General features: G+C 37.1%; 21 protein-coding genes. 6 read left to right on the top strand and 15 right to left on the bottom strand.

Annotation, left to right across the window (positions count from 1 at the left end):
- Positions 1–67: 67 nt before the first annotated feature.
- Together J2S11_RS15190 and J2S11_RS15185 are read right to left on the bottom strand one after the other, a co-directional pair.
- Positions 68–496: a hypothetical protein gene (locus J2S11_RS15190; RefSeq protein ID WP_307395952.1), complete on the bottom strand. Its 429-nt coding sequence runs from the start codon at positions 494–496 to the stop codon at positions 68–70.
- Positions 497–593: 97 nt separating this feature from the next.
- Positions 594–806 (bottom strand): hypothetical protein, encoded by a 213-nt coding sequence (locus J2S11_RS15185; protein ID WP_307395950.1) that lies wholly within the window; start codon positions 804–806, stop codon positions 594–596.
- Positions 807–989: 183 nt separating this feature from the next.
- On the opposite strand from J2S11_RS15185, the gene J2S11_RS15180 reads away from it, so the two are divergent.
- Positions 990–1,220, top strand: a complete 231-nt coding sequence (locus J2S11_RS15180) for a helix-turn-helix domain-containing protein (RefSeq protein WP_307395948.1) — start codon at positions 990–992, stop codon at positions 1,218–1,220.
- Between the two features lie 229 nt (positions 1,221–1,449).
- Here the strand turns inward: J2S11_RS15180 and J2S11_RS15175 are convergent, their stop codons facing one another.
- The 3 genes from J2S11_RS15175 to J2S11_RS15165 are packed head-to-tail and all read right to left on the bottom strand — an operon-like array spanning position 1,450 to position 4,969.
- Complete coding sequence (locus tag J2S11_RS15175) at positions 1,450–2,481, bottom strand: DNA cytosine methyltransferase (RefSeq protein ID WP_307395946.1); 1,032 nt, start codon at positions 2,479–2,481, stop codon at positions 1,450–1,452.
- Position 2,482: 1 nt separating this feature from the next.
- Complete coding sequence (locus J2S11_RS15170; RefSeq protein ID WP_307395944.1) at positions 2,483–3,901, bottom strand: protein NO VEIN domain-containing protein; 1,419 nt, start codon at positions 3,899–3,901, stop codon at positions 2,483–2,485.
- Positions 3,902–3,919: 18 nt separating this feature from the next.
- Complete coding sequence (locus J2S11_RS15165; RefSeq protein WP_307395942.1) at positions 3,920–4,969, bottom strand: DNA cytosine methyltransferase; 1,050 nt, start codon at positions 4,967–4,969, stop codon at positions 3,920–3,922.
- Between the two features lie 417 nt (positions 4,970–5,386).
- On the opposite strand from J2S11_RS15165, the gene J2S11_RS15160 reads away from it, so the two are divergent.
- Both J2S11_RS15160 and J2S11_RS15155 read left to right on the top strand, forming a co-directional pair.
- Positions 5,387–6,139, top strand: coding sequence for a spr1630 family ClpXP-sensitive toxin (locus J2S11_RS15160; RefSeq protein ID WP_307395941.1), 753 nt, complete (start codon positions 5,387–5,389; stop codon positions 6,137–6,139).
- A 38-nt stretch (positions 6,140–6,177) separates the two neighbouring features.
- Positions 6,178–7,386: a spr1629 family repressor/antitoxin gene (locus J2S11_RS15155; protein ID WP_307395939.1), complete on the top strand. Its 1,209-nt coding sequence runs from the start codon at positions 6,178–6,180 to the stop codon at positions 7,384–7,386.
- A 324-nt stretch (positions 7,387–7,710) separates the two neighbouring features.
- Here J2S11_RS15155 and J2S11_RS15150 read toward each other — a convergent pair whose 3' ends face one another.
- Positions 7,711–8,946, bottom strand: coding sequence for a hemolysin family protein (locus J2S11_RS15150; protein ID WP_307395937.1), 1,236 nt, complete (start codon positions 8,944–8,946; stop codon positions 7,711–7,713).
- A 600-nt stretch (positions 8,947–9,546) separates the two neighbouring features.
- Here J2S11_RS15150 and J2S11_RS15145 point away from each other — a divergent pair.
- On the top strand, positions 9,547–10,329 hold the full coding sequence (locus J2S11_RS15145) for an MBL fold metallo-hydrolase (RefSeq protein WP_307395935.1): 783 nt from the start codon (positions 9,547–9,549) through the stop codon (positions 10,327–10,329).
- Positions 10,330–10,429: 100 nt separating this feature from the next.
- Entirely contained in the window at positions 10,430–11,173 is a 744-nt protein-coding gene (locus J2S11_RS15140; protein ID WP_307395990.1) for a DUF4386 domain-containing protein, read from the top strand.
- 17 nt (positions 11,174–11,190) lie between these two features.
- Here J2S11_RS15140 and J2S11_RS15135 read toward each other — a convergent pair whose 3' ends face one another.
- Positions 11,191–11,784: a Crp/Fnr family transcriptional regulator gene (locus J2S11_RS15135; RefSeq protein WP_307395933.1), complete on the bottom strand. Its 594-nt coding sequence runs from the start codon at positions 11,782–11,784 to the stop codon at positions 11,191–11,193.
- Between the two features lie 34 nt (positions 11,785–11,818).
- Complete coding sequence (locus J2S11_RS15130; RefSeq protein ID WP_307395932.1) at positions 11,819–12,151, bottom strand: hypothetical protein; 333 nt, start codon at positions 12,149–12,151, stop codon at positions 11,819–11,821.
- Positions 12,152–12,471: 320 nt separating this feature from the next.
- Here J2S11_RS15130 and J2S11_RS15125 point away from each other — a divergent pair, with 320 nt between their 5' ends.
- Entirely contained in the window at positions 12,472–13,995 is a 1,524-nt protein-coding gene (locus J2S11_RS15125) for a GGDEF domain-containing protein (RefSeq protein ID WP_307395931.1), read from the top strand.
- Between the two features lie 63 nt (positions 13,996–14,058).
- Here the strand turns inward: J2S11_RS15125 and J2S11_RS22335 are convergent, their stop codons facing one another.
- The 7 genes from J2S11_RS22335 to helD form a co-directional block, all read right to left on the bottom strand.
- Positions 14,059–14,181 (bottom strand): hypothetical protein, encoded by a 123-nt coding sequence (locus J2S11_RS22335; RefSeq protein WP_370875536.1) that lies wholly within the window; start codon positions 14,179–14,181, stop codon positions 14,059–14,061.
- 332 nt (positions 14,182–14,513) lie between these two features.
- Positions 14,514–15,665, bottom strand: a complete 1,152-nt coding sequence (locus J2S11_RS15120) for a Ger(x)C family spore germination protein (RefSeq protein ID WP_307395929.1) — start codon at positions 15,663–15,665, stop codon at positions 14,514–14,516.
- Positions 15,666–15,677: 12 nt separating this feature from the next.
- On the bottom strand, positions 15,678–17,099 hold the full coding sequence (locus J2S11_RS15115) for a spore germination protein (protein ID WP_307395928.1): 1,422 nt from the start codon (positions 17,097–17,099) through the stop codon (positions 15,678–15,680).
- Complete coding sequence (locus tag J2S11_RS15110; RefSeq protein ID WP_307395926.1) at positions 17,096–18,181, bottom strand: endospore germination permease; 1,086 nt, start codon at positions 18,179–18,181, stop codon at positions 17,096–17,098. Before J2S11_RS15110 ends, J2S11_RS15115 begins: the two co-directional genes overlap by 4 nt.
- 132 nt (positions 18,182–18,313) lie before the next feature.
- Positions 18,314–18,883: a hypothetical protein gene (locus tag J2S11_RS15105; RefSeq protein WP_307395924.1), complete on the bottom strand. Its 570-nt coding sequence runs from the start codon at positions 18,881–18,883 to the stop codon at positions 18,314–18,316.
- Between the two features lie 156 nt (positions 18,884–19,039).
- On the bottom strand, positions 19,040–19,453 hold the full coding sequence (locus J2S11_RS15100; protein WP_307395988.1) for a GNAT family N-acetyltransferase: 414 nt from the start codon (positions 19,451–19,453) through the stop codon (positions 19,040–19,042).
- Between the two features lie 187 nt (positions 19,454–19,640).
- A complete protein-coding gene (helD, locus tag J2S11_RS15095) occupies positions 19,641–21,980 on the bottom strand; it encodes an RNA polymerase recycling motor HelD (protein WP_307395922.1) in 2,340 nt (779 codons plus the stop codon).
- Positions 21,981–22,117: the final 137 nt, after the last annotated feature.

Here is a 22,117-nt window from a genome sequence, read left to right as displayed (position 1 = left end):
ATATTTATTAGACTCTGTGTACATATCGAGAGTTTATACCATCGCGAACCAGAAAAGTACTTATGCATTAATCTGTGGCTTCATTTTTTCTAATCCTACCATAAAAGATAATTGACCCTATGATAGCTATTATGATGTAGAGAAATGGAAAATTATTATATGTGACAACTTGAAAACCAATTAAACAACCGATTCCAACGATAAAAGTAACAAATGTAGCGATGTCAGTGCCATACTTCCTTTTGAGCAAGAAGTAAAGGATCACAGCGATTGGCATGATGGAAAAAAGAAAATATGGTGGATTATCAATGGTCACCATTAATAGAGTGAACACTGGAACATAGACAATGATAGCAGCAATTAGAGTGCTAACATCTTTACTGAATTTCCTCTTTAATAGTAAATACACTAATACAAATGGGAGCGGCCCCAGAACAAATATAGTAATAATATAGTTAAACGTACTTGCAGATGCCCATAACAATAATTGATCCATCTTATCATCCTCCTTTAGAATAGCTTTCCAAGTAAAGCCCTTAGCAACTATTTAATTCAAATTATGCTTTAAATTTCCTGTTTGAGGGATGAAGATACTATAACATGACCTCTATTCTAGATAACTCCTGCTCTTGCCTTTCTAAGATATAAATTACTTTCAGTAGAGCTTGTACGGCCTCCTCTCTTGTATATACTTCGTCAGCTAATAAATCATGGGCAATTTGGATTAAGGAAAATTTGATCTCTACGAAAACCATTCTTTTTTGTAGGTTCATTAACATTTCTTGACTGCTACAATCCTCATACATTTTATTTCTCCCTTCACTATTAATAAAGGCTACACCAATCTAGGGCTTATCTCTATTAAATTCACGAATGAATTCATAGCTATAACCCCATACTATGTACGCTTATGCGTCCAATGTTTGCCATTATTTTACCGTACGCTTATAGGTACAGTCAATCTCTTAATATGAGGAAGGAAGAATTAAATGAAAAAGGTGTACGTTCGTATTAATGAACTTCTCCATCAACACAATTTGTCTATGAATGAACTACATCATCGCACTGGTATAAGAAGGGCTGCTTTAAGTGAGTTGGCAAATGGAAAACGAGAGAGGATTCAGTTTGAGCATGTTGAGAAGTTAGCTAATGTTTTGGGGATTGAAGATATTAACGAGATCATTACTTTAGTTGAGATTTCTAAGGAGCTTGAAGAGTGAATACCTCTTATGCTTCTGCAATGAGTATCTAGAATTTCTTCAATAACTGAAGGTTTGCTATTGTTAAAACCAATGAAGTTTAGGAGAAAAAATAGAAAATGACTAGCAACACCATGTCACTAGTCATTTTCTATTACAAAAACTCGCTACATAGTCCCATTTGTTTTTGAGATCGCGTTTCATACAAATTTTATAAGAATCAACATTCGAACATTTCGATTATCTGATATTAACTATATTGTAGCTTTGCCTCATAAACTGCTGTGTCATTAATATTTTTATAATTGCTTAATGTACGTGCTAATTCATTGGCTATATGCCACAACAATACTGGTGGTATAGCATTTCCTAGAGCTTTGTACTGAGTCCCTTGTGAGTTTATTAGCTTAAAGGAATCAGGAAACGATTGGATCCTCGCAACTTCTCTAGGTGTAAAACGGCGGTATCTGCCATTAATTTTTAATACAGGATCTGTACTATTAAGACTTACTTTTGCAAGATGAGCTCCTACGGTATTGCAGGGTTTATTTATGTCTTGAGCTCTTCCTTTATTCATATCCTTTTTACCTCTTAACATTCCTTCGACAGCTTTTTGACTGAAGTAGTACTTGTCATCCACCCTGCTTTCAGGAAAGATTATATCTCTTAATTTAACAACCTCTCTCCCGAATAAATTACTCTCTGTAGAACACATAGGTTCTGGAAATGAATATTTAACATTTATATCCTTCCTTATCCCCACTATAATAACACGATGTCTATTTTGTGGCACCCCAAATTCAGCAGCGTTAAGCACCTTATATTGAACATTATACCCACTATCTTCAAACTCTTTGATAATTAAAGGAAATGCTTCACCTTTATTTGCAGACAATAGCCCTTTAACATTCTCTGCAATGAAAGCCATCGGTTTTTTATGATTTAGAACCCTTACCATTTCAAAAAATAATTTACCATTATCATTTTCTATACCTAATCTTCTTGGATTCTGAGCAACAATGGAGAAAGAAACACAGGGAAACCCTCCAATTAATACATCGTGTGGTGGGATCTCCTCCTCCTTGACTTCTCGAATGTCTCGTACATCAGGAGAAACTTTAAAATTTTCTTCAAATATTTCAGCTATTTTTTTATCGAATTCATTAGCATAGACTATTTCAAAGGGAAGCCTGTAATAATTTCTATTTAAAAACTGGAAATCACCTTTTAATCCTAAGTCTCCTCCACCACAACCCGAAAATAAAGAGGCTACTTTATACATATTAGGCACCATCCTTTTGTATCAATAATTCCTTTTCAATTCCTGTTACCTCCGGATTGAAAATTATATCCATTCCATTTCTCGGTGTAGCAGAAAGGTTTCCTCTTTTGTACTCTCCTACTGGATCCTTTAAAATTATTAACTTTATTCTTCCTTTAGTAACAAGTAGACGATATACAAAGTATCTGTCGCTATGTGTTTCAGCAGCACTCCACTCATTTGGTGTTAAATGGAACCTCATAAAATCAATTTCGGTAGAACTTTTTGTTGTCTTAACTTCAATGAATTTGTGAGTCTCATCGACTTCCCTTGAGTTAATATCATAACCCACTGCATAAGTTGATGGAATTAATTTTATCAGATGTTTAAGGTCTGAGCGACCTTCATGCTCAATTCTTATTTTCTCATGATTTAATATTAGACTTTCACCTACTGAACCAATTCCACCTGTTGTATCCATTCCACCTTCTTCAATTACCCTTTCAATATCAAACATATTTCTAAGTTGGTTATATTCATTACTAGATTCGGATACTAAAGCAAGGATATCTGTATCAAAAAACCCTTCTTCACGCTCTGTATTAAAATACTTTATCCAGTCCTGATCAATCGTTTTTACTTCATCAAGATTAACTTCATAAGGGTTTTGTATATATGAATAATAATCAAAAAAATCAGTGGAATTAATAAACCGTTGAATCGCCAAACTTTCTACCGTATTTATGTAATATTTACCATCCGGTCTTTTTACCAACAAATTACCCTGTGTTAAGTAATCCAATATATCACCAGCATATCTAATTACATCACCAGTCCAGTCATACTCTACTTTCTTTCTACGATTAGAGCTAATTAATTCCCATGTTTCTTCACACGATCGGTTATCACGACTTACTCTTAAATCATTAAAAATACAATGTGTAGCTTCAGATTTTGTGATGCCTGCTCGCTTTCCATATTCTGTTTCCGCAGAACTTAACATTTTTAGGATATATGATGCAGGCCTAAAGTTAATCTTCTCTTTTATATACATTAAATTAACATGTGGCTTTACAAATCCTCCAGGATATTGGAAATGGTAACAAAAAAGTTTAAAGAATTTAACTAAGTCTTGATTTGTTGCTAACTCTATCGCTCTATTACTCGGTTTAAGGTAATCTCCTTCTTTTACAACAAAACTAAAAAGAGCATCAATTTCGGTTCTCCAATTGTCTATTGTTTTTTGTTTCTTTGTTAGGTTGCCAGGATACTTTTTAATCGAGAAATCTAAATCACTTTTAAATTCATTTACTTTTTTTCTTCCTATTAGTGTAATTTCACTAGCTAGATATATTAATACATTTTCAATATCACCTTTGAAGCGAGGTCGTGGATGATGAATTCTAAAGTAATACTCTTTTGGCACTTCATAATAAGCCATGTTTTCACCCCAAAGAAGCTATTTTAAATATGATAATAACTTTTCCGCTATTGCTTGTGCTAAAAGTGGAGGAACTGCATTACCAACTTGTCTATATTGTTGAGTCCTATTCCCATAGAAAATAAAATTGTCAGGAAAAGATTGAAATCGAGCATTCTCTCTAACAGTTGGTACTCTATTTGCATTATAATGAAAATGGTGTCTATGGCCTGTATCAATAGTTAACGTAGGACGTTGACCATGATATCTTGTCCATGCAACATTAAATTTTCTAGTCCCTCTAAATTCTTCTGGTAAATCCTTATAATTTCCACCTTCTGGAACTAAACTGATAATTTTTTGGGTCTTTTCACTGTGATTTGTAGCTTGGTGGTTATGAATTCTTCTAGAATTTTTACGACAATATTTTTGAAATTCATTTTGAGGTTCGAATAAGTAATCCTCAATTTCATCACCTAGACTATTTTCAAGTAGCGGTAAATCGCTTGTAGCGTTCTTTGCTGTTATCCACTCATTCTCAAAGAACAACTTTGGATCAGGGAACTGGTAACTTTCTCCACTTCTTAATCCAACAAAAAATACTCTCTTCCTCGTTTGAGGAACACCATATTCAGCGGAGTTAAGTAGTTGATAATTTACTTTATAACCTATACTCTCAAATTCTTCTAAAATTGATTCCTTAATTTTACCTTTATATAAACTTATGATTCCGGGAACATTTTCAATTACAAATGCCTTAGGTTTAAGTTCATTAACTAAACGTATATAAGACAAATATAAGCTGTTCCTTGGGTCATGTAACTTCCGGGGCCCTGATAGTGACATACCTTGGCATGGGGGCCCACCAATAATTACATCTACATTCTGATTACCAATTAACTCAAGAATCTCCCGACCTGTTACTTTTCTTATATCCTTACATAAACCATAAGCACCCTTATGATTCAATTTAAAGGTGTTTATAGCCGCTGCGTCTTCATCAATACCCAACAAAGTCTCAAATCCAGCAAATTCAAAACCAAGTGATAGTCCTCCACATCCACTGAATAAATCTATAACTTTATACATATTTATTGCTCCTTTACATACAAAACACTCTAAAATAATCTTAACAGAAATTAGATAAGGTGATGCAAATTATTTTGTGTACATAATTTAATAATATATGCATGAGGCAAACTCGGATTTGTTGTCAAAGAATGCTCACCAGAAAAACCTACCACCTGAAATATAATCTATTTAAATTCAGACATTACCTATTCAAATTTTAGAGTGATGATTATTTAAACACTATATATTATTTTATTCTTGACGGTACCATGACTCTCTCTTCATTTCACTAAATTTAAAATATATTAAGAACTATAAACTTCATGTAAATTATAATATAAAACTTTAGAAAAACAAGAAAAAATCATTTCTTTTTATCCAGTTTTCAATTAGAATAAAAACTAATTAATCTATTTGTGAATTGGAGGAATGAAAATGAACCAATACAAATTTAACTCACAACATAGCAAAATGATTGTTGAAGCTATCGTAGAAGGATATCGCGATTATATCGAACACCGTAAGGATCGAAGAGAGAAAATGAAAATTAGCTCTGCCTTTGCGTGGACTAAAGGGAACTTTATAGAAAGCAAGATTGCAGAGGAATGTATTGATTTCGGATTTACATATAAGAAATCTAAAGCAGGACTTACATGGGACTACCTTCAATTTATTCATGGAGACTCTAAAATTCTCTTTCTCATAAAAAATGCTGCATATTTTAACGAAGATTGCTTCTCACAGGCAAAGCTACCTACAAATGACGGAAGAAATGGGGGACGTCGCACTTATCTTCATGAATTATCTAAAATTAATAAAGACTTATCATTTCCCTCCAATACCCAACAGGTAGCAGAAGGAAACTTTGGATACTATGAACAGCTTTCGTTTTTAGTGACAGAAAAGCAAATAAAGAATGAACTTAATGAATTTAAATCATCAAATAATGAATTTCATATTTTAACTTATGCACTTGACGATGCATATCAGATATCTGAGATAATGCATTATCTTCCAAACCCGTGGGATAATATAGCATATCCGGTAGAAAGTCTTTCAAGTTATATTTCAGGTGCAGATTTGACAGATGAAGATCGAGAAGTTATAGCTCCTGATTCAAATGACGATCTCATTGATCCATCAGCATTCGATATTGGAATTCTTGATGATAAAAAACAGAATGAATAAATAAGCCACATTTCTCAGTTAGATAAGGAGGGAGCGAAGTGTTTATTGGTGAAAATTTGACCAATCTCCGCATCATGTATGGATATTCAAGAAAACAGCTCTCTGAATTAATAGGAGTAACAGAACAAGCAGTATGGCAATACGAAAATAATCACACATCACCAAAAATTCAAGTTATCAACAAGTTAAAACAAATTTTCGATGTGAAAAACAAATATTTTTATTCTAATGACATTCTTACTAGGAAAATGATACCTGAGAATATCAAAGTAAGAAACATTGCTTATCGCTCAAAAGTTGTGAATGTCATTTCAAAAACTCAGGCAGAAGCCAAACACCTAGAATTTTTAGATACATTTGTTAACTATTTAACCGCTAAAGTAAGTTATCCTACTATGAAGATAACCCAATTAAGGGACGAAGTAATTCAATATTTAGATTCATCTGAAGACAGTAGGCTAATTCAAATTAATAAAGTGGCAGAACTAGCTCGTAAAAGACTGGGTTTTAGGAAAGATACAAATGAGGATCTAATGTTTCTAGTCGAGAAAAGTGGAGTATTTGTTTTTGAAAAGGCAATAGGTGAAGAGATTGATGCCTACAGCCTATGGACTTGTCAGGAACGCCCTTATATCATATTAGGAAACATGAAACGTTCCGCTTTTCGAAGAAATTTTGATATAGCACATGAGCTAGGGCACATACTTCTTCATTATCATATTGATTTCACTAGCTTGGATAGGAAAGAACACAAAACTATAGAAAACGAAGCAAATTCATTTGCAGGTATTTTCCTGTTACCAGAAAATGAGTTTGTAATTGATATGAAAAACATTTTTCATACTACTAACCCAGATGCTTACATGGATTTGAAAAAGAAATGGAATACCTCATTACAAGTACTAGGATATCGTGCAGCTAACCTAGGAATTATTGAAGCTAAAAATCATCGAAATTTTTATGCAGCACTTCATAGAAAGGGATATTTGAAAAAAGAACCTCTAGATGAATTAACCCCTCTTCAGAGACCGATGAAGGTAAAATCTATAATTGATCTAGTTTCAAAAAATGGGCTTATCGACTTACGTCAAATGATTGAAGACGATTGGAAAGTAGGAGTTTCCTTTTTTCATTATTTGACAGGTATTGACTCTAATTTTTTCAAAAATTATTTGACTATCCCACATGGTTTCAAATTTGAAAATGTTATTGATTTAACTTCTCGTATTTCTGGTAAAGGCAAGTAACTCTAACAGAAAATTTATACAGTTTTTTCTTTTTTTTATTATCTCCTATTATGCAGACAAGTATATAAAGAAAGATGAACGCTATTGTTTCTCTCTTTTTTATACTGAGAGTTGCATTATCTTCTAATGTAATAATGATAATTGCTTATAGTAAGCCCATTATGACATTAATTTAAACGAAATTCTGAGAGCTAATAAACTGATACTCTCATGGTAATACGCATTATATATACAGCTATTCCTTTATAAAAATTCTAGTGTATGCCTTTTCCCTCAAAAAGACTACTCCGACTTATAAGAGTAGTCTTTTTATATCCTAATCCCTTATTCTTCTACCTTATTAATCTCAACCCCCTGAACCCTCCGATTATTAACCTCAAGCACTTTAAACTCTAGCTTTTCATAACTGAAAGTCTCACCAGCTTCAGGCAAGTAACCTAACGTATTAATAATAAAAGCAGCCACGTTATCGGACTCAGCAGGAATATTCGTTTGAAAAACAGTGTTTAGCCTATGTAAGGACAGCTTTGTGTCACAGACGATTTGCGTCTCCGTCTGACTGTAGATTAGTGAATCCCCTTCATCTGTCTCATCCTCTATGTCTTGTCCAATCATCGTTTCAATTAAATCCTCAAGCGTAATTAACCCTTCTGTTCCTCCATGCTCATCTAAAACGATAGCAATATGCTTCTTTTCCTTCATCATCTGCTTGAATACGGCATCAACAGGATTAAATTCATAGACATACAACGGCTCCAGGTCCGAGTAGTCCTGAATATTTTTCTCAGGGTTGCTTGCCCACACGAGCATAAATTTGGAGTGGAACACACCCACAATGTTATCTGTATCCCCATTATAAATAGGGTAGCGTGTAAACTGACTCGCTAATAAAAACTCACGCGCTTCCTCATAAGACACATCCTTAGAGATGGACTTCATCTCGACACGATGTGTTTTTAACACGTCAGCTACATTTAAGCTTTTGAAATCTATAACCGACTTTAAGCGGTACATCTCATCGTTCTTGAACGTCCCTTCCGTATGAGCAATATCCACCATGGCTCTCATCTCTGCCTTAGAAATCGTTACTTGGCTATCTGGGTCTTGTCCTAGAAGCTTAATCACGGTTCTTGTAAGTAGGTTTAATAGGTAAATGAAAGGCTTCAGGATAAAAAGAATGATCACAGTTGGATAATACACAATGTGTGAAATTCGCTCAGGAAAGGCTGCTGCAATCGACTTGGGCATGACCTCAGCAAAGATAATGATAAGCACCGTTAAAATTGCCGTAGTAATCCCAATAGGCCAATTATACTCAATAGCCACAATCGTTACCAAGGAAGGAAGAACGATATTAGGTACATTGTTAGCGATTAAAATACCTGGAATAAACTCTTCCGTGTTGTTCACTAGCTTCAATAAACGTGCAGCCTTTTTATCTCCATTTGTTGCTTTCATGCGCAGCTTCATTTCATTTGTTGCTGTTAATGCTGTTTCACTACCAGAAAAGTAACTGGATGCGATGAATAACAAGATGATGGAAATGATTAATATGGTCAAGCTTTTTCACCTACTCAAGTTGATTTGTTGTATGTGTTAATCTTTACAAGTATAATACCATTTTCGTACGGGCCTGTCCCTTTTGAAGATGTGTGGGAAATCTACGAATTTGGAAATGCAAAAACTTTCTAGAATAGGGGGACAAGCTCGGGTTTTATTGATAAAATAAGACTAGCATTTACGGAAAATTATGGGTTGGGCTAGTCACCTTTCAGTACTCTCATTTTACAATGGGAGGGGGTGATTGTATGATTTCTTTCGCTGAAACGCTTGCTTTGATGATCAGTTTTTCCATGCTGATTCTAGTTTTGGCTCAAGGAAGAAATGAAAAAAAGTAGCCCACCCCACGAAGGTTAACTACTTTTCTTCAAATTGTTAGTTGACTAGTTCAACTTCCGTAATTGCGAGTCGGTATGTTCCTGCATACTGACTTTTACTATTATATGCAACTTTGTTCGATCTAAACACTCCCAATTGTAATGGGGCCAATTTTAAACATATCGTACATTTATTATAAAGCTTTTATCTAACAAAGTCCAAGAAAAATGTAACATTTGTCAAATAGAATAAGGCTATTAAATCAAATTATGGAGGGATTGTATGCTAAAGGATTTGTGGTTTACGGTACAGAAAATTGATTCAAATACATATGCGATCAGTGAGTATGGACATTGGGAAAAGGTCCATTCATTTTTATTGTTGGGTACAGAGAAAGCAGTCCTTATTGATACAGGTCTTGGTATTGACAGCATAAAAAGAATAACAGACCAACTGACGACTTTGCCCATTGATGTTATCACGACACATGTGCACGCTGACCATATAGGAAGTCATGGTGAATTTGAAAGAATCTATGTCCATGAGGGAGATAAGGATTGGCTAGTGAACGGGATTAAGGGGTTATCTATTGAACAAATACGGAAGGATGTTAGTAGAGATATTACATGGCCTACTCCAGAGTCGTTTGATCCTGAAACCTACCACCCTTTTCAAGGGGAGCCAACAGGCCTATTAATCGATGGGGATATATTGGATTTAGGGGATAGAAAGTTAAAGATCTATCATACTCCCGGACATTCTCCTGGTCATATATCCATTTTTGATGAAACCAACGGTTATCTATTTACTGGAGATCTGCTATATGACGAAACGCCTATATATGCTTTTTATCCTTCAACAAATCCCGTGGACTTAGTCAATTCCTTGGAGCGAATTTCGGAGATACCAAATGTAACGATGGTTTACGGCTCGCATAACACGTTGGGGCTTCAACCAGACATTTTAGCGGAAGTGAAAGCAGCTGTTACCTATCTGAGAGAACATGAGCTTACTCGGTTCGGTACAGGCATTCATACATTTAACGGATTTAGTGTACAATTCTAATTTATTTTCATGTCCCTTGACTTAAGTCAATGAAATGCTCAATACCCCTAGCTACAATAAGGTTAACACTTATATGACATTAGGGGGTAATTACATGGAGATGACAAGAACAGGGAACGGATTAACAAGTCAGCGGAAAGTAGCCATAGTGGCGGGCTCAGCCTTAATGGTTATGGTGGTCGCCGCAGCCTTTTCATTTGGCTTTGCTCATACACAGCTTTTCGTAGCAGGAGATGGTGAGGCTACCTTCCACAATTTGATCTCACAAAGTGGACTTTTCAAGGCGGAGATCTTTGGTTGGATTATTATTTTAGTGAGTGACATTGTCGTCGCTTGTGCGTGCTATATATTGCTAAAGCCAGTAAGCAAACACCTTTCTCTTCTTGGTGCAGGCTTCCGGCTAACCTATTCCGCCATCTTGGGAATAGCTATTATGAATCTATTATTGGCTCTACTAGTTGCAAACAGTGCGGATTATGTAGCAAGCTTTACCACCGCTCAGCTTGGAGCTCAGGTCCTGTTCTACTTTCATGCTTTTGAATCGATTTGGTCTGTTGGGCTACTCATCTTTGGAGGACATCTGCTTATCCTTGGATTACTAGCCTTCAAAGCTGACGGTATCCCCAACTGGATCGCCATCCTACTACTGTTTGCGGCTGGGGGTTATGTTGTTCTACACTCGTTTGAGCTCTTTTTCAATGAGTATGAAGCAATCCTGAGCATGCTTAATACAGTCCTTGTTGTACCTATGACAGTAGGAGAGCTAAGCTTTGGTTTATGGCTCCTGTTTAAGGGAGGCAAAAAGCCTGTTCAAAAGCAGAATTCGGCAACAGCTAGTCTTTGACCTGTTGGTTTTTATATTCATTCTTTGCCTTCTTTGGTGGAGAAAATTCTCTTCTTGATCCGGCTTAATGATTCTGGAGTCATACCAAGATAACTCGCTAGTTGATGCTGGGGCACTCGGTCGATTAGCGGGGATTTTTTATGTAATACAGCCTTGAAGCGTTCCTCTGGTGAGGAAGCAATAAAAGCAGCATATTCCTCCTGAACCTTGCTAAAGCTCTCTTCAATCATCCGCCGGGTCATTAACGCCAATTCGGAGTATTTCGTATACATGTCCCTTTCCGTACTAAGGTCGCCAACCACCGCCACAGTATCTTCAACACAGGTGAAGGTGTACTCAGAAGACTTGTCTTCTTTATGCTGGTTAAACAAAACAATAGCCTGCTCTTCCGTATAAAAATTTGACGTAACCTCTCTCCCATCCTCATCAACCGAATGCTGCCTCACACAGCCTTTTAAGATAAAATAGCATTTTGTTGGAACGTCCCCTTGCCTAAAAAGCTCCGTCCCCTTCTTAAACTCTTCCATATCAATTTCGTCCATGATAGCCTGCTGTTCTTCTTCACTCAGAGATGTCAATCTGTTCATATATTCAAATAGGATGTCCTTCATTTTTACCTTCCCCTCCCACCTGTTTCTTCCTTGATTAAGGTATCAATATGCTCTCCAAAAACTCATTAGTCACCTTATATTTCTTTGGTCTTTGACTAGTTAACTGTACATGACCTTCTTCAGTCAATCCCCTCAATATTTGATTTAGTTTATACCTTGATTTATTGGTCATCTCCATTAGCTTAGTAACTGATATACTGGCTTCATCCTCAATAAATACACTTAGATACGTCATCATTTCTAATAACTGAGCTTCGTCCATTCTTTCTGACCAATCTTCATTGTTAAAGTATTCCTTAATTAGCTCCATTTTCGATAGGTTTATCTCTAAATCCTCTATGATTCCTTCTTGACCAACCGAAAGCAATTCGAGCATATCTTTTAAATAAAATGTGACTTCTCCTTTGTTTAAGGGAGCAGGGATTTCTTCAAGTGCTTTATAATACTTCGATCTATCCTTATTTATTGCGTAAGAGAAAGTTATAGCTGAATATCTTTCTAAATATCTAGATAAATAACTACATACGAGTAATCGTCCTGTCCTTCCGTTCCCATCATAACAAAAAAATTAAACTTTTATAGCTTAATTATACCTGTTTCGTTCCCTAACAAATTAAGATAAAATTTAAGTAGAAAATAGTTAGACAACTCAACATCATAGGTCAGGGAAGGCATGGATGAAAAATGATGAAGGATAAGCTTTACCTATATATAATTGTAGGAACTATACTTGTACGGTATCTGCTGATTCCTTTTTTTGATATTCATCCAAACCTAATTTTGCTATTGGAGACACTTCCGTTCATCCTCTCCGCTATCCTACTCTACCGTGTTGCTGTTGCCCATGCTAAACCGTACAAGAGCTTCTGGCTTTTACTTTCCTTAGGGAGTCTATTTTTTGCCACTGCAAATGTAACATGGGTAGTTTATGAGATATGGTTTAGTATTGAAGCACCCATTCCTAGCATTAGTGATATTTTTTGGAGCCTTCAAAATATAACCTATGTGACAGCTTTAGTTTATTTATTAATGCGGGATCGAAGTATCTATCGCAGTATTCGCTTTTTGTTTGATACAGCTATTGTTCTGATCACCGCTGGAGCTTTGAGCTGGGAATTTATTATCTTCCCCTATATGGATTATTTCTTTAATACAACGAGCCTCTGGGGTGTTTTAGTAACCACCATCTATCCCGTTACAGACTTAGCTATGCTTATGTGTATTTTTATGCTGTATTACACGAACCGATTTCCTTACTCGAAGCAGGTCTTTATGTCTATCATTGCAGGAATGATTGTTTTTATTTTGGGAGACACCCTCTATTTGTCACAGGTCATTTATGGGACCTATGCGATTGGTAGCTGGATTGATCCTCTATTTAATATAACGGTTTTATTACTAGCTTATGCTGGTGTACGTTCCACTCAAACCAAGCTTCGTACTGTATCCCTTGCTCAAAAAAAGGAGACAAGCACTCGGAAAATTAAATACGTCCTACCTTACAGTTGTCTGATCATGCTGCTTGCTCTTACCGTCCAACGGTTTGAATTAATTACCGCCGACCTTATCATCATAGCTAGCTTAGTCACCATTCTGCTCATTATTGTTCGGCAGGTCATTGTTCTCCAAGAGAATGATACATTGATGCTTAAGCTTCAGGAAGCCTTGCAGCGGGCAGAATATCTTGCCTTGTATGACCCTCTCTCCAAGCTACCAAACCGTCGTTATTTTGAGATGCATGCGACTAAACTGATAGAGAGGAGTAAGGGCAACGAAAGTGAGAATAATAGCTTTGCCTTACTTTTCTTGGATCTTGATCGCTTCAAGTTTGTTAATGATAGCTACGGGCATGATGTAGGTGATGCACTGATCGAGGGGGTTGCCGAACGAATAAGCTCATTAGCAGATGAGAGACACTTTATCTCTCGAATGGGCGGGGATGAGATGACTGTACTATTTCAAGGCTACCAGTCTGAGGAAGAGCTGATGCAGTTTAGCCACCGTATAATAGCTGAGGTTGGACGACCTTTTCAATTTGGGGATATTCAATTTGAAATTGGTGTTAGTATAGGAATATCCATATACCATCAGGACGGAGTCACTGTCACTGAGCTTCTCAAAAATGCAGACGTCGCCTTGTACCAGGCCAAAGCACTGGGGAAAGGTAGGGCTGTATTTTATTCGAATCCATTTATAAAAAACAAAGGCTAGGGATTTTACATGCTCCCTAGCCTTTTTCTTTTTTGTATTTGTTAAACCTTAACGCTCACAATTTCATTCAAAAAATTTTTTATTCCCGTCCATCAGCTGTAGCATACGTGAAAGTATCATGACCATTTCCGCTCTAGATGTGACATCCTGTGGCCTGATAGAGCCAGAATTGTCACCTTTAATAATACCCAGAACAATTTGGCTGTGGATCGTTCTGAATGATTAGCTCAAGATTGTAGTCTGAGTCATCCAAACTGTCCCGTTTTCTAGCTTCACATCAATTTTCGTATTCCCATCGTCTGTCTGGTACATCAGAATATCCGTATGTTATCCATTAAAGGCTCACCCCTCATCTAAAGCTTAGCTACAAAACGCAATCGTATGTTCTTTTTTCACTACATATGTATGACCTTTTGCAGATAAAAAAAGCACCTTGTAAGGTCTGATGCTACCCTACAAAGCGCCTTGTTTTCCGCTTATAGCTTTTTCCCATTCATTCCTTTTTCCCTGATAGGTTTTTAATTCACCCGCTCCTTATACTTACCCGAATGCTTAATAACGGCGTTTACACGTACATCCCCTAGCTCAATCACCTCTTCGTTTGGCTTACCCCTGATGTACTTTTCCCAATTTTTATGGTCATAACGATAGACCTTATCATTCAGATTATAAACATCCGCTCCCATTTCTAATCCTTTTTCAAATGTCATTCTGATATCCTGCTGAATTTTTTCCTCTAATCTGGCCGTCATAATCTTTTCCCCGATCTTTTCTTCCATCTCTTCTATATAAGCACCTATATCTATCTCCAAATCATAACGGACCTTCCCATCCTTAAAGGTGTGCTTAATATCATAATCCTTAGTATGAACGATTAGAGTCAGTGTTTGATGACCCCCATCATCTATCGTCAGCGGCATTCGCCTCATATCCTTATCTAAGTAGCTTTTACCCACGAGAGCTTCGTGCTCTAAAGCTCCTTTATACTTCTTATATTCAAAAAGATAAACACCACCTAATTTGATCTGCTCAGATACCTTCTCCCCCTCCTTCCAAGTCCCTTTATCGATCATAAGATATGGGAGAGCGGCCGTTCTACCAGGCTCTAAGTAATCAGCGAGGAACTGAAACAAATAAATAGGCTTTATATCTGAATACTGTTCATATGTGTCTATTGGATTCATTAAAATGGTCTCATAAGGAGAAAACCCAAAAAAAGCACTCACATTATAGATATCCTCAAAAAGACTTCCCGTAGCATAAATCCAAACATTATACCTAATCTCTGGAAAACGGTTAATAACATCCGTCAGTTTTTCAATTTCAAGCTTTTGAATGGCATCCTTCGTTAGAACAATCGAAGTAACATGACCCCAATAGAGCAAAAATTGCTCTGAACGATACAAAGCAAAAATAGCATCAGTAATCGTTCTTCCCCTTGCTTTTCCAACAACAATGGGCTTCTTATCCATAACCTGTCCTTCTTGTCTTGCTATACTAGCAAAATTCAAGATTTGAATATAGACGACATACTCACCGTCCTCATAATCTATTCCAACGGACGTACCGTACAACGTATAAGTAATCTCCTTATAGTCCCAACAAGCCGTTAACGTAAGTAGCATGGCAAAAATACATTGTAGCTTGATAAAACCTATAAACACTTTCATCGGTCTTACCTCCTACTTTTTCTTTAAGTATTGGGGCTTAAAACCCTTCAATTTCCTAGGATATAAAAGAATGCTACGGAACACATCCTTTAAATTCAAAGGAGAAAGAGGTGCTAAATACGGAACACCAAAAGAGGTTAAGGTCGAAAGGTACGTAACAACAATCATAAAAGACAGGACAAAACCAAACATCCCTAAAAGAGATGCTAAAATGACTGCAATAAAGCGTAGTACACTGACAGTCCCTGTGAGTGCCTGACTAATTAGTGTAGAACCAGCAACAACTGATGCTGCAACAGTAACAACCAGGGTAGGCGAAACCAAACCTGCTCGAATGGCTGCATCACCAATAATTAACCCGCCAACAACTGTAATAGATTGGCCAATACTAGAAGGCAGACGATAGCCAGCCTCCCTAAAGACCTCCATCAAAAACAGCATTAAGAATACCTCCAAAGGTATGGAAAAAGGAATCCCCATCCTGCTTAAAGCAATTGTGGCTAATAAACGAAAAGGAATTTGATCCAGATGGAAGCCCGTCAAGGACACATAAAAGCTGGGTAAAAGAATCGAAATACCTAGGCTGAACATGCGCAGAATACGACCAAAGCTAGTCGATAAAAAATTAAAGTGATTGTCCTCTGCCGTTTTCAATTGCAAAGAAAGGGTTGCCGGTGCCACAAGTGCACCCGGAACGCCATCAATTAGAATAGCAAAGCGTCCCTTAAGCAAACAGGAAACGATAAAATCTGGTCTTCCTGAATAAATCGTTAAAGGAAAAACAGAATACGGATTGTCAGAGATTAATTCCTCTAGCTGTGTTGCACTAACCAGCTCATCAATTTGCTCTGTAATTCCTTGGAGCTTATTTTGGATATCAGTTACAACAGAAGGAGAGATTTTTTCTGTTTCATAGAGCAAACACACCTTTGTATTGGTCTTTGTTCCTATGGAATAGGTTTGTAGGGCCAGTGTTTCGACGGGTAAACGCTTGCGAATAAGCCCTATGTTCGTTTCAATATTCTCAATTAGACCATCACGAGGACCACGAACAGAGACTTCGATATTCGTTTCCTCTGTTTGTCTTTCGGGGAACTTATGTGTACTGAAGGAATAGCCGGCATTTAAATGATCCATCCACAAAACAATTTCTCCATGGAAGATATGTTTATTGATCTCACGGATTGAGAGCTCTTTAACAGATTCTAGTTTAATGGAGCAAGCTTCCTCAATGTGGCTACATTGATCAAAATGAGTAAGCTGGTAGATACGCTGCATATGCGGCAGTATAACCTGGTTCAAATATTCTACATCACATAGAGAAGGACAATAAATATACATGGCTTTCTCTTTTTTACCGTAGGTATGCTCATAAAAGATCACATCATCACATTGCTTAAACGCTTCCTTCACTTTCCCAATATTTTTGCTCATCTTCTTCTCACCCTCATGATCCGCTTTGGCTTAGAGAATAGGGCCAATAAAAATAGTAGAAGTGTTAAAGCCAATAGAACAAAGAACGTCGTCGGATAATACACCTTCCTTAATATACGCAAAACAGTAATGTCTCCAATAGGAAAAATAGCTACTCCAAAACAAAGGATTGAGATTCCAGCGGTGACTATTTTCTTCCTCCATGGAATCAACTCAATTAAAAGATACAAGGCTAGCGCTATACGAATATATGCCCCACTCATCCACTGATAAATAGATAGAAAATCTACATGCTCAATATAGGTCCCAATACGAACTAGCCTCCATTGTTCAAAAGCAGGACTACGCTGTAGCCCTGCTTCTACTGGACCAAATGCAGCTAAGGCCCCCATTGTCGGACCTATGGTTAAACCAGCTATGACTAAGCCTAAAATGACTAAATGCCTTTTCTTAATTTTGGTGGAAACATATTGCTGTAAAAATACAAGGTAGATCAATTCGATCAAGCCTGCCCCCACATAAATGGTTCCGGACCACATAGGACTTATCCCCTTCTCAAAAATGGGAAACAGCAGGCTATAATCTTTATATGTAAAATTAGCGATCATCACAAACTCACCGAGTAAAAAGACTAAGGGAAGCAAAATCCCTGCAGAAATAACTATGGCTCTCAGGCCTTTTATTGCTGTGTATAAAGCAAATCCAATAAAAATAAAGCCCAACACTCCCGATGGTGTATTAGGTAAATAAGTAGCATTTGTCCAGACTAGCATATCTCTTAATGTCACTATAACTACAAAGATTAATGAAGCAATCATGACCAAGTTGATGAACACCCACCAGCCTTTGCTGTAGTTCTCATTTAACCAGGTCTGTATTCCATTTTGCTTGGTTTTCTTGATGATATAGCCCACCATGAGGAAAATAGGAATAAACATAGCTACTGAGACCAGCACTGAAAGCCAGGAGTCGCGAGCCGATACCTCTAACAGGATTGGAATAATTAATACGTGGTTCATTAAGCCGATGGACATAATGAAAGCGAAGGATATCTGGAGAAATGAATATTGATTTACTGGCATCTTGCTCACCCGCCTAAATTCGACTTGTTTGTATCGTTTGCATAGGCAGGAAAAATTATTCAATATATAAATGTATTAATGATTTGATAGCTTTCGCTCCTAGAGTCGTCATGTTTCTACTCAAACTTTTTTCTATCTAAGCTTAACCCTACTAAACTTATAAGCATAATTTTCCTCCTCTAGATTCCGCAAAATGGTACTTACTTCATCTACAAGAAAAAGATCCACAAATGTTGTATATTTCTCATGCTCCACTACAATGCTCTTACAAATGTTTCTAAAATGATCGATTTCTTCTAATTCCCCTTCATTAAGGACAACATGATCTATCCCTTCCTCTGTAGAAGCTACGCGCCCACGTATCTGTTCTAATACCGAAAATTCCCCGTGGTTTATCGTTAGCGAAGGATCAATAGTACTTAATATATGATTAAACCTCCATAAATAGTGAGAAATGTAGGTTTGATGGTTAACCAACTCCCTTAATTCCTCCATCGAATACAATTCTATATGACGATGCTCTATAATCTCTAAAGCGAAATGAGCTTCTGCTCTTAGACTTCCAAATGTAGAGATAGTAAAGTCATTACTTATCACCTTATATGTATTCAATTTTAAATTTTGTTGTATAAAAACGCTCAGCAAAAATATAACTACAATAACTGCTGCAAAATACTGGAGCCTCTTCTTTTTCACTTGCATTATCTGTATCTCCTTTCCTAGGTATATAGGTCTGTATAGTTTAGATATTAATCAAACCACAAGTGCCACCATATAATACATAAGCAAGTTATTGCAATACACAACACATTCTAGAAATAGACAAAGATGCTTGGAGAATCTCCAAGCATCTGCTTTTTACTTACCCGAAACACCCGACTGCATACTGTAATTCCTGACGAGCATCCCATTCGATCTGTGCATGCCAAACCTCTCATAATAAGGCACCAGATCATCATCACAGCACAAATCAACCATGTAAATATCCTCAAGCTCTTCTAACATCCGCTTAACTAGCTCCTTGCCAATGCCTTTATTTTTATACTCTGGCAGAACTTCAAGGAACGGAATATACGCAGATAGAACTCCATCACTAATAGTCGTTATAAACCCAATAACTTGATTAGCATCCTCATCAATCGCCACGATCACTTTACTGCTATTTCTTAAAAGGGTTACGTGAGTTTGTGGACTTGGAGGATTAGGCCAATCTACAAAGAAGCCCTTCAACATATCAGCTGAAATTCCATCAAGATTATTTTTATATTTCATCAAATATCAATCCCCTCATTTATTTATTCATGAGTTAAGCGATTGACATATTAATAGTAAAATAACAAAACAATAACCCCCAAACGTTCCCGAATCCCTATAGACTTTATGGACGTCAACTAGGCTCTAGAGACCCCACTTTAAAGAGGTTCTACTTAAGAATCCAAAATCCTTTCTTCAATACCAATTAAGTCGCTTGAATCAAACCTTCCTGTAAAGTCTCGTTCAGAAATGAGCTAGGTTCGCCGACACTGTAAAGTTGCAAGTGATGCATTGCTCTAGTACATGCCGTGTAAAAAACTCTACGTAGGCTCTCATCCCCATATAAATGTTCAGATGCATCATAGATAATAACAGCCTCGAATTCGATACCCTTGGACAGATAAGTTGGTATAATCACAACCCCTTGTTCATACTCTGGTGAGCCTTTCTTCAAAAGCTTTATATCTTCTATGCTAGACAAGGCTTCGTAGGCTCGCTTACTTTCCTCAGCTGATTTGCAGATGATAGCAATGCTGTTGTAGCCCTGACTTTTCAAAGTAGCAACTTTGGATTCAATGCTACGATGTAGCTCAGTATGATCTGCTACTTGAGTCAGCTTAGGTAGCTCACCCTCACGTTCAAAAGGAATGATCTGCTCGCCATTAGGAATTAATCTGCGAGTAAATTCAATGATAGGTTTTGTTGAGCGGTAGCTCCGCTTCATGTTTATGACTTCTGTTTGATCCTCTCCATATAGGTCAGTTAGGATCGTAAAATCCTTCGTTTCATGGGCATGAGCAAATATAGCCTGATTAAAATCACCTAGAACAGTTACTCTTGCCAAAGGAAATAACCTCTTCAAGAACTCAAATTGAAAAGGTGAATAGTCCTGCGCCTCGTCAATAAGGATGTGTTTTGTTGAGCGATCCGTTTGGAAGCCTTGTATTAGCTCAGTCAAAAGTAAAAATGGAGTAGCATCCTCGTAAAAAATTTCTCCTTCATCTAGCGCTTTTAGCGTAGCTCGGCAAATATCCTTCCACTCCGAAGGGACATCTCCTTCCATCCACTGTTCGATCTGTAGAGAACCTTCAAACAGCTGCTTGTATATCCCCTTAATATCAATGAAACGAAACTCCTGGATGTGTTTACGTAATGGTTTAAAATTCCGACGAACAATCAGCCTAGCAAGAGCTTCTGTGTCCATCTCGTAATCAGCAGTCGACTCTCTGTCATAGCCACTCTTTTTCGCTAAATAATTATGGGCTTTAAGATACTCCTCATCATCAAGCAGTTCAATTTCTTCTTCAACCCACGGCTTCGTCCATTCCAGCTTTTGGGCTTTTTTGACCTGCTTCATCAGCCAATCCCTTAGGTTCTCAAGTCTGTTATAGAAGCCTATTGCAGGATCACTGCTATAAAATTCCTCGGCTATTTGCTCAGCCGTAACAATTGAAGCTCCTTTAAAGCTTATGCCCTTAAATACCATTCCAGATGACTCTAGTTGTTCTCTGTATGCTTTAATAACCTCATAAAAACGAGTAGATGCTTTGAACCGGATACTAGATACCCTTGATTGATACGAAGGAGTATTTTTTGCCGTTAAAACATATTCCAATTGGTCGAAGGGATCTTCAATTTGAAAATCCTTCCCCAGTCTATGGTACAGGTATTCTTGGAACGTGACCTGTTGCATATTCTCTTCGCCAAGCTCCGGAAGCACATTAGACACATAGCTATTAAACATAGCGTTTGGAGAAAATAAAATAACTTGATCAGCGTTTAAGCTATCTCTATATTTATAAAGCAAATAAGCAATCCGCTGTAAGGCAGCCGATGTCTTCCCACTACCCGCTGCACCGTGAACAATGAGCATCCTTTTTCGATCATGACGAATAATCCGGTTCTGCTCCTGCTGAATGGTTGCTACAATACTATGCATATGCTTGTTTGTTCCTTTTCCAAGAACCTGCTGCAAAATCTCGTCTCCAATCGTAAGACTCGTATCAAACATCGATTGAAGCTCGCCATTACGGATCAGATATTGAAACTTTTTCTCTAGCTGGCATTGAATCATTCCTTCAGGGGTTGAATACTGAGCAGGACCAGGCTCGTAATCGTAGTAAACACTTGAGACCGGCGCTCTCCAGTCATAAATCAAGAAATCTATTCCATTTTCATCCATAAGCGAGGATATCCCAATATAAATCTGCTCCTGAGTGGAAAGCCCTTCTTCAGTTAGATCTATTCGCCCAAAGTAAGGAACCTGCTGCATACGACGCAGTGTATCCAATCTCTTGGCGGCATGCTTATGAGTATTTTGACTAACAGCCAGCGCTTGCCCCTGTTGTCTTAAACTAATGACAGTCTCAAGGTAATCATCGAACGTATCAGTATTGACCTTAACTTCATCCCAAAAATGCTTGCGAATATTTACAACTTCACTCTGACGATTAGAAGTCTCTTCCTCATATTTGCGAATTTGCTCCGCAATGACCTCCATTACACGGCCCACTCTCTTCTGCTCCTGCTTAAATTCTGAACTCATAGCATTCACTCCTTAGAAATATAAATATGGGGGTTGACGAATGGAAATTTGTATAATATAATTAAGGTAGGATATCTATGACCATTTAAAAATTTATTAATATCCATCTATATAATTTACCACGGCTTTGCACTTTT

This window comes from Bacillus horti, assembly GCF_030813115.1.
GTDB lineage: Bacteria > Bacillota > Bacilli > Caldalkalibacillales > JCM-10596 > Bacillus_CH > Bacillus_CH horti.
Note: the sequence above shows the minus strand (reverse complement) of the source record. Positions and strands in the feature narration are given on the sequence as shown.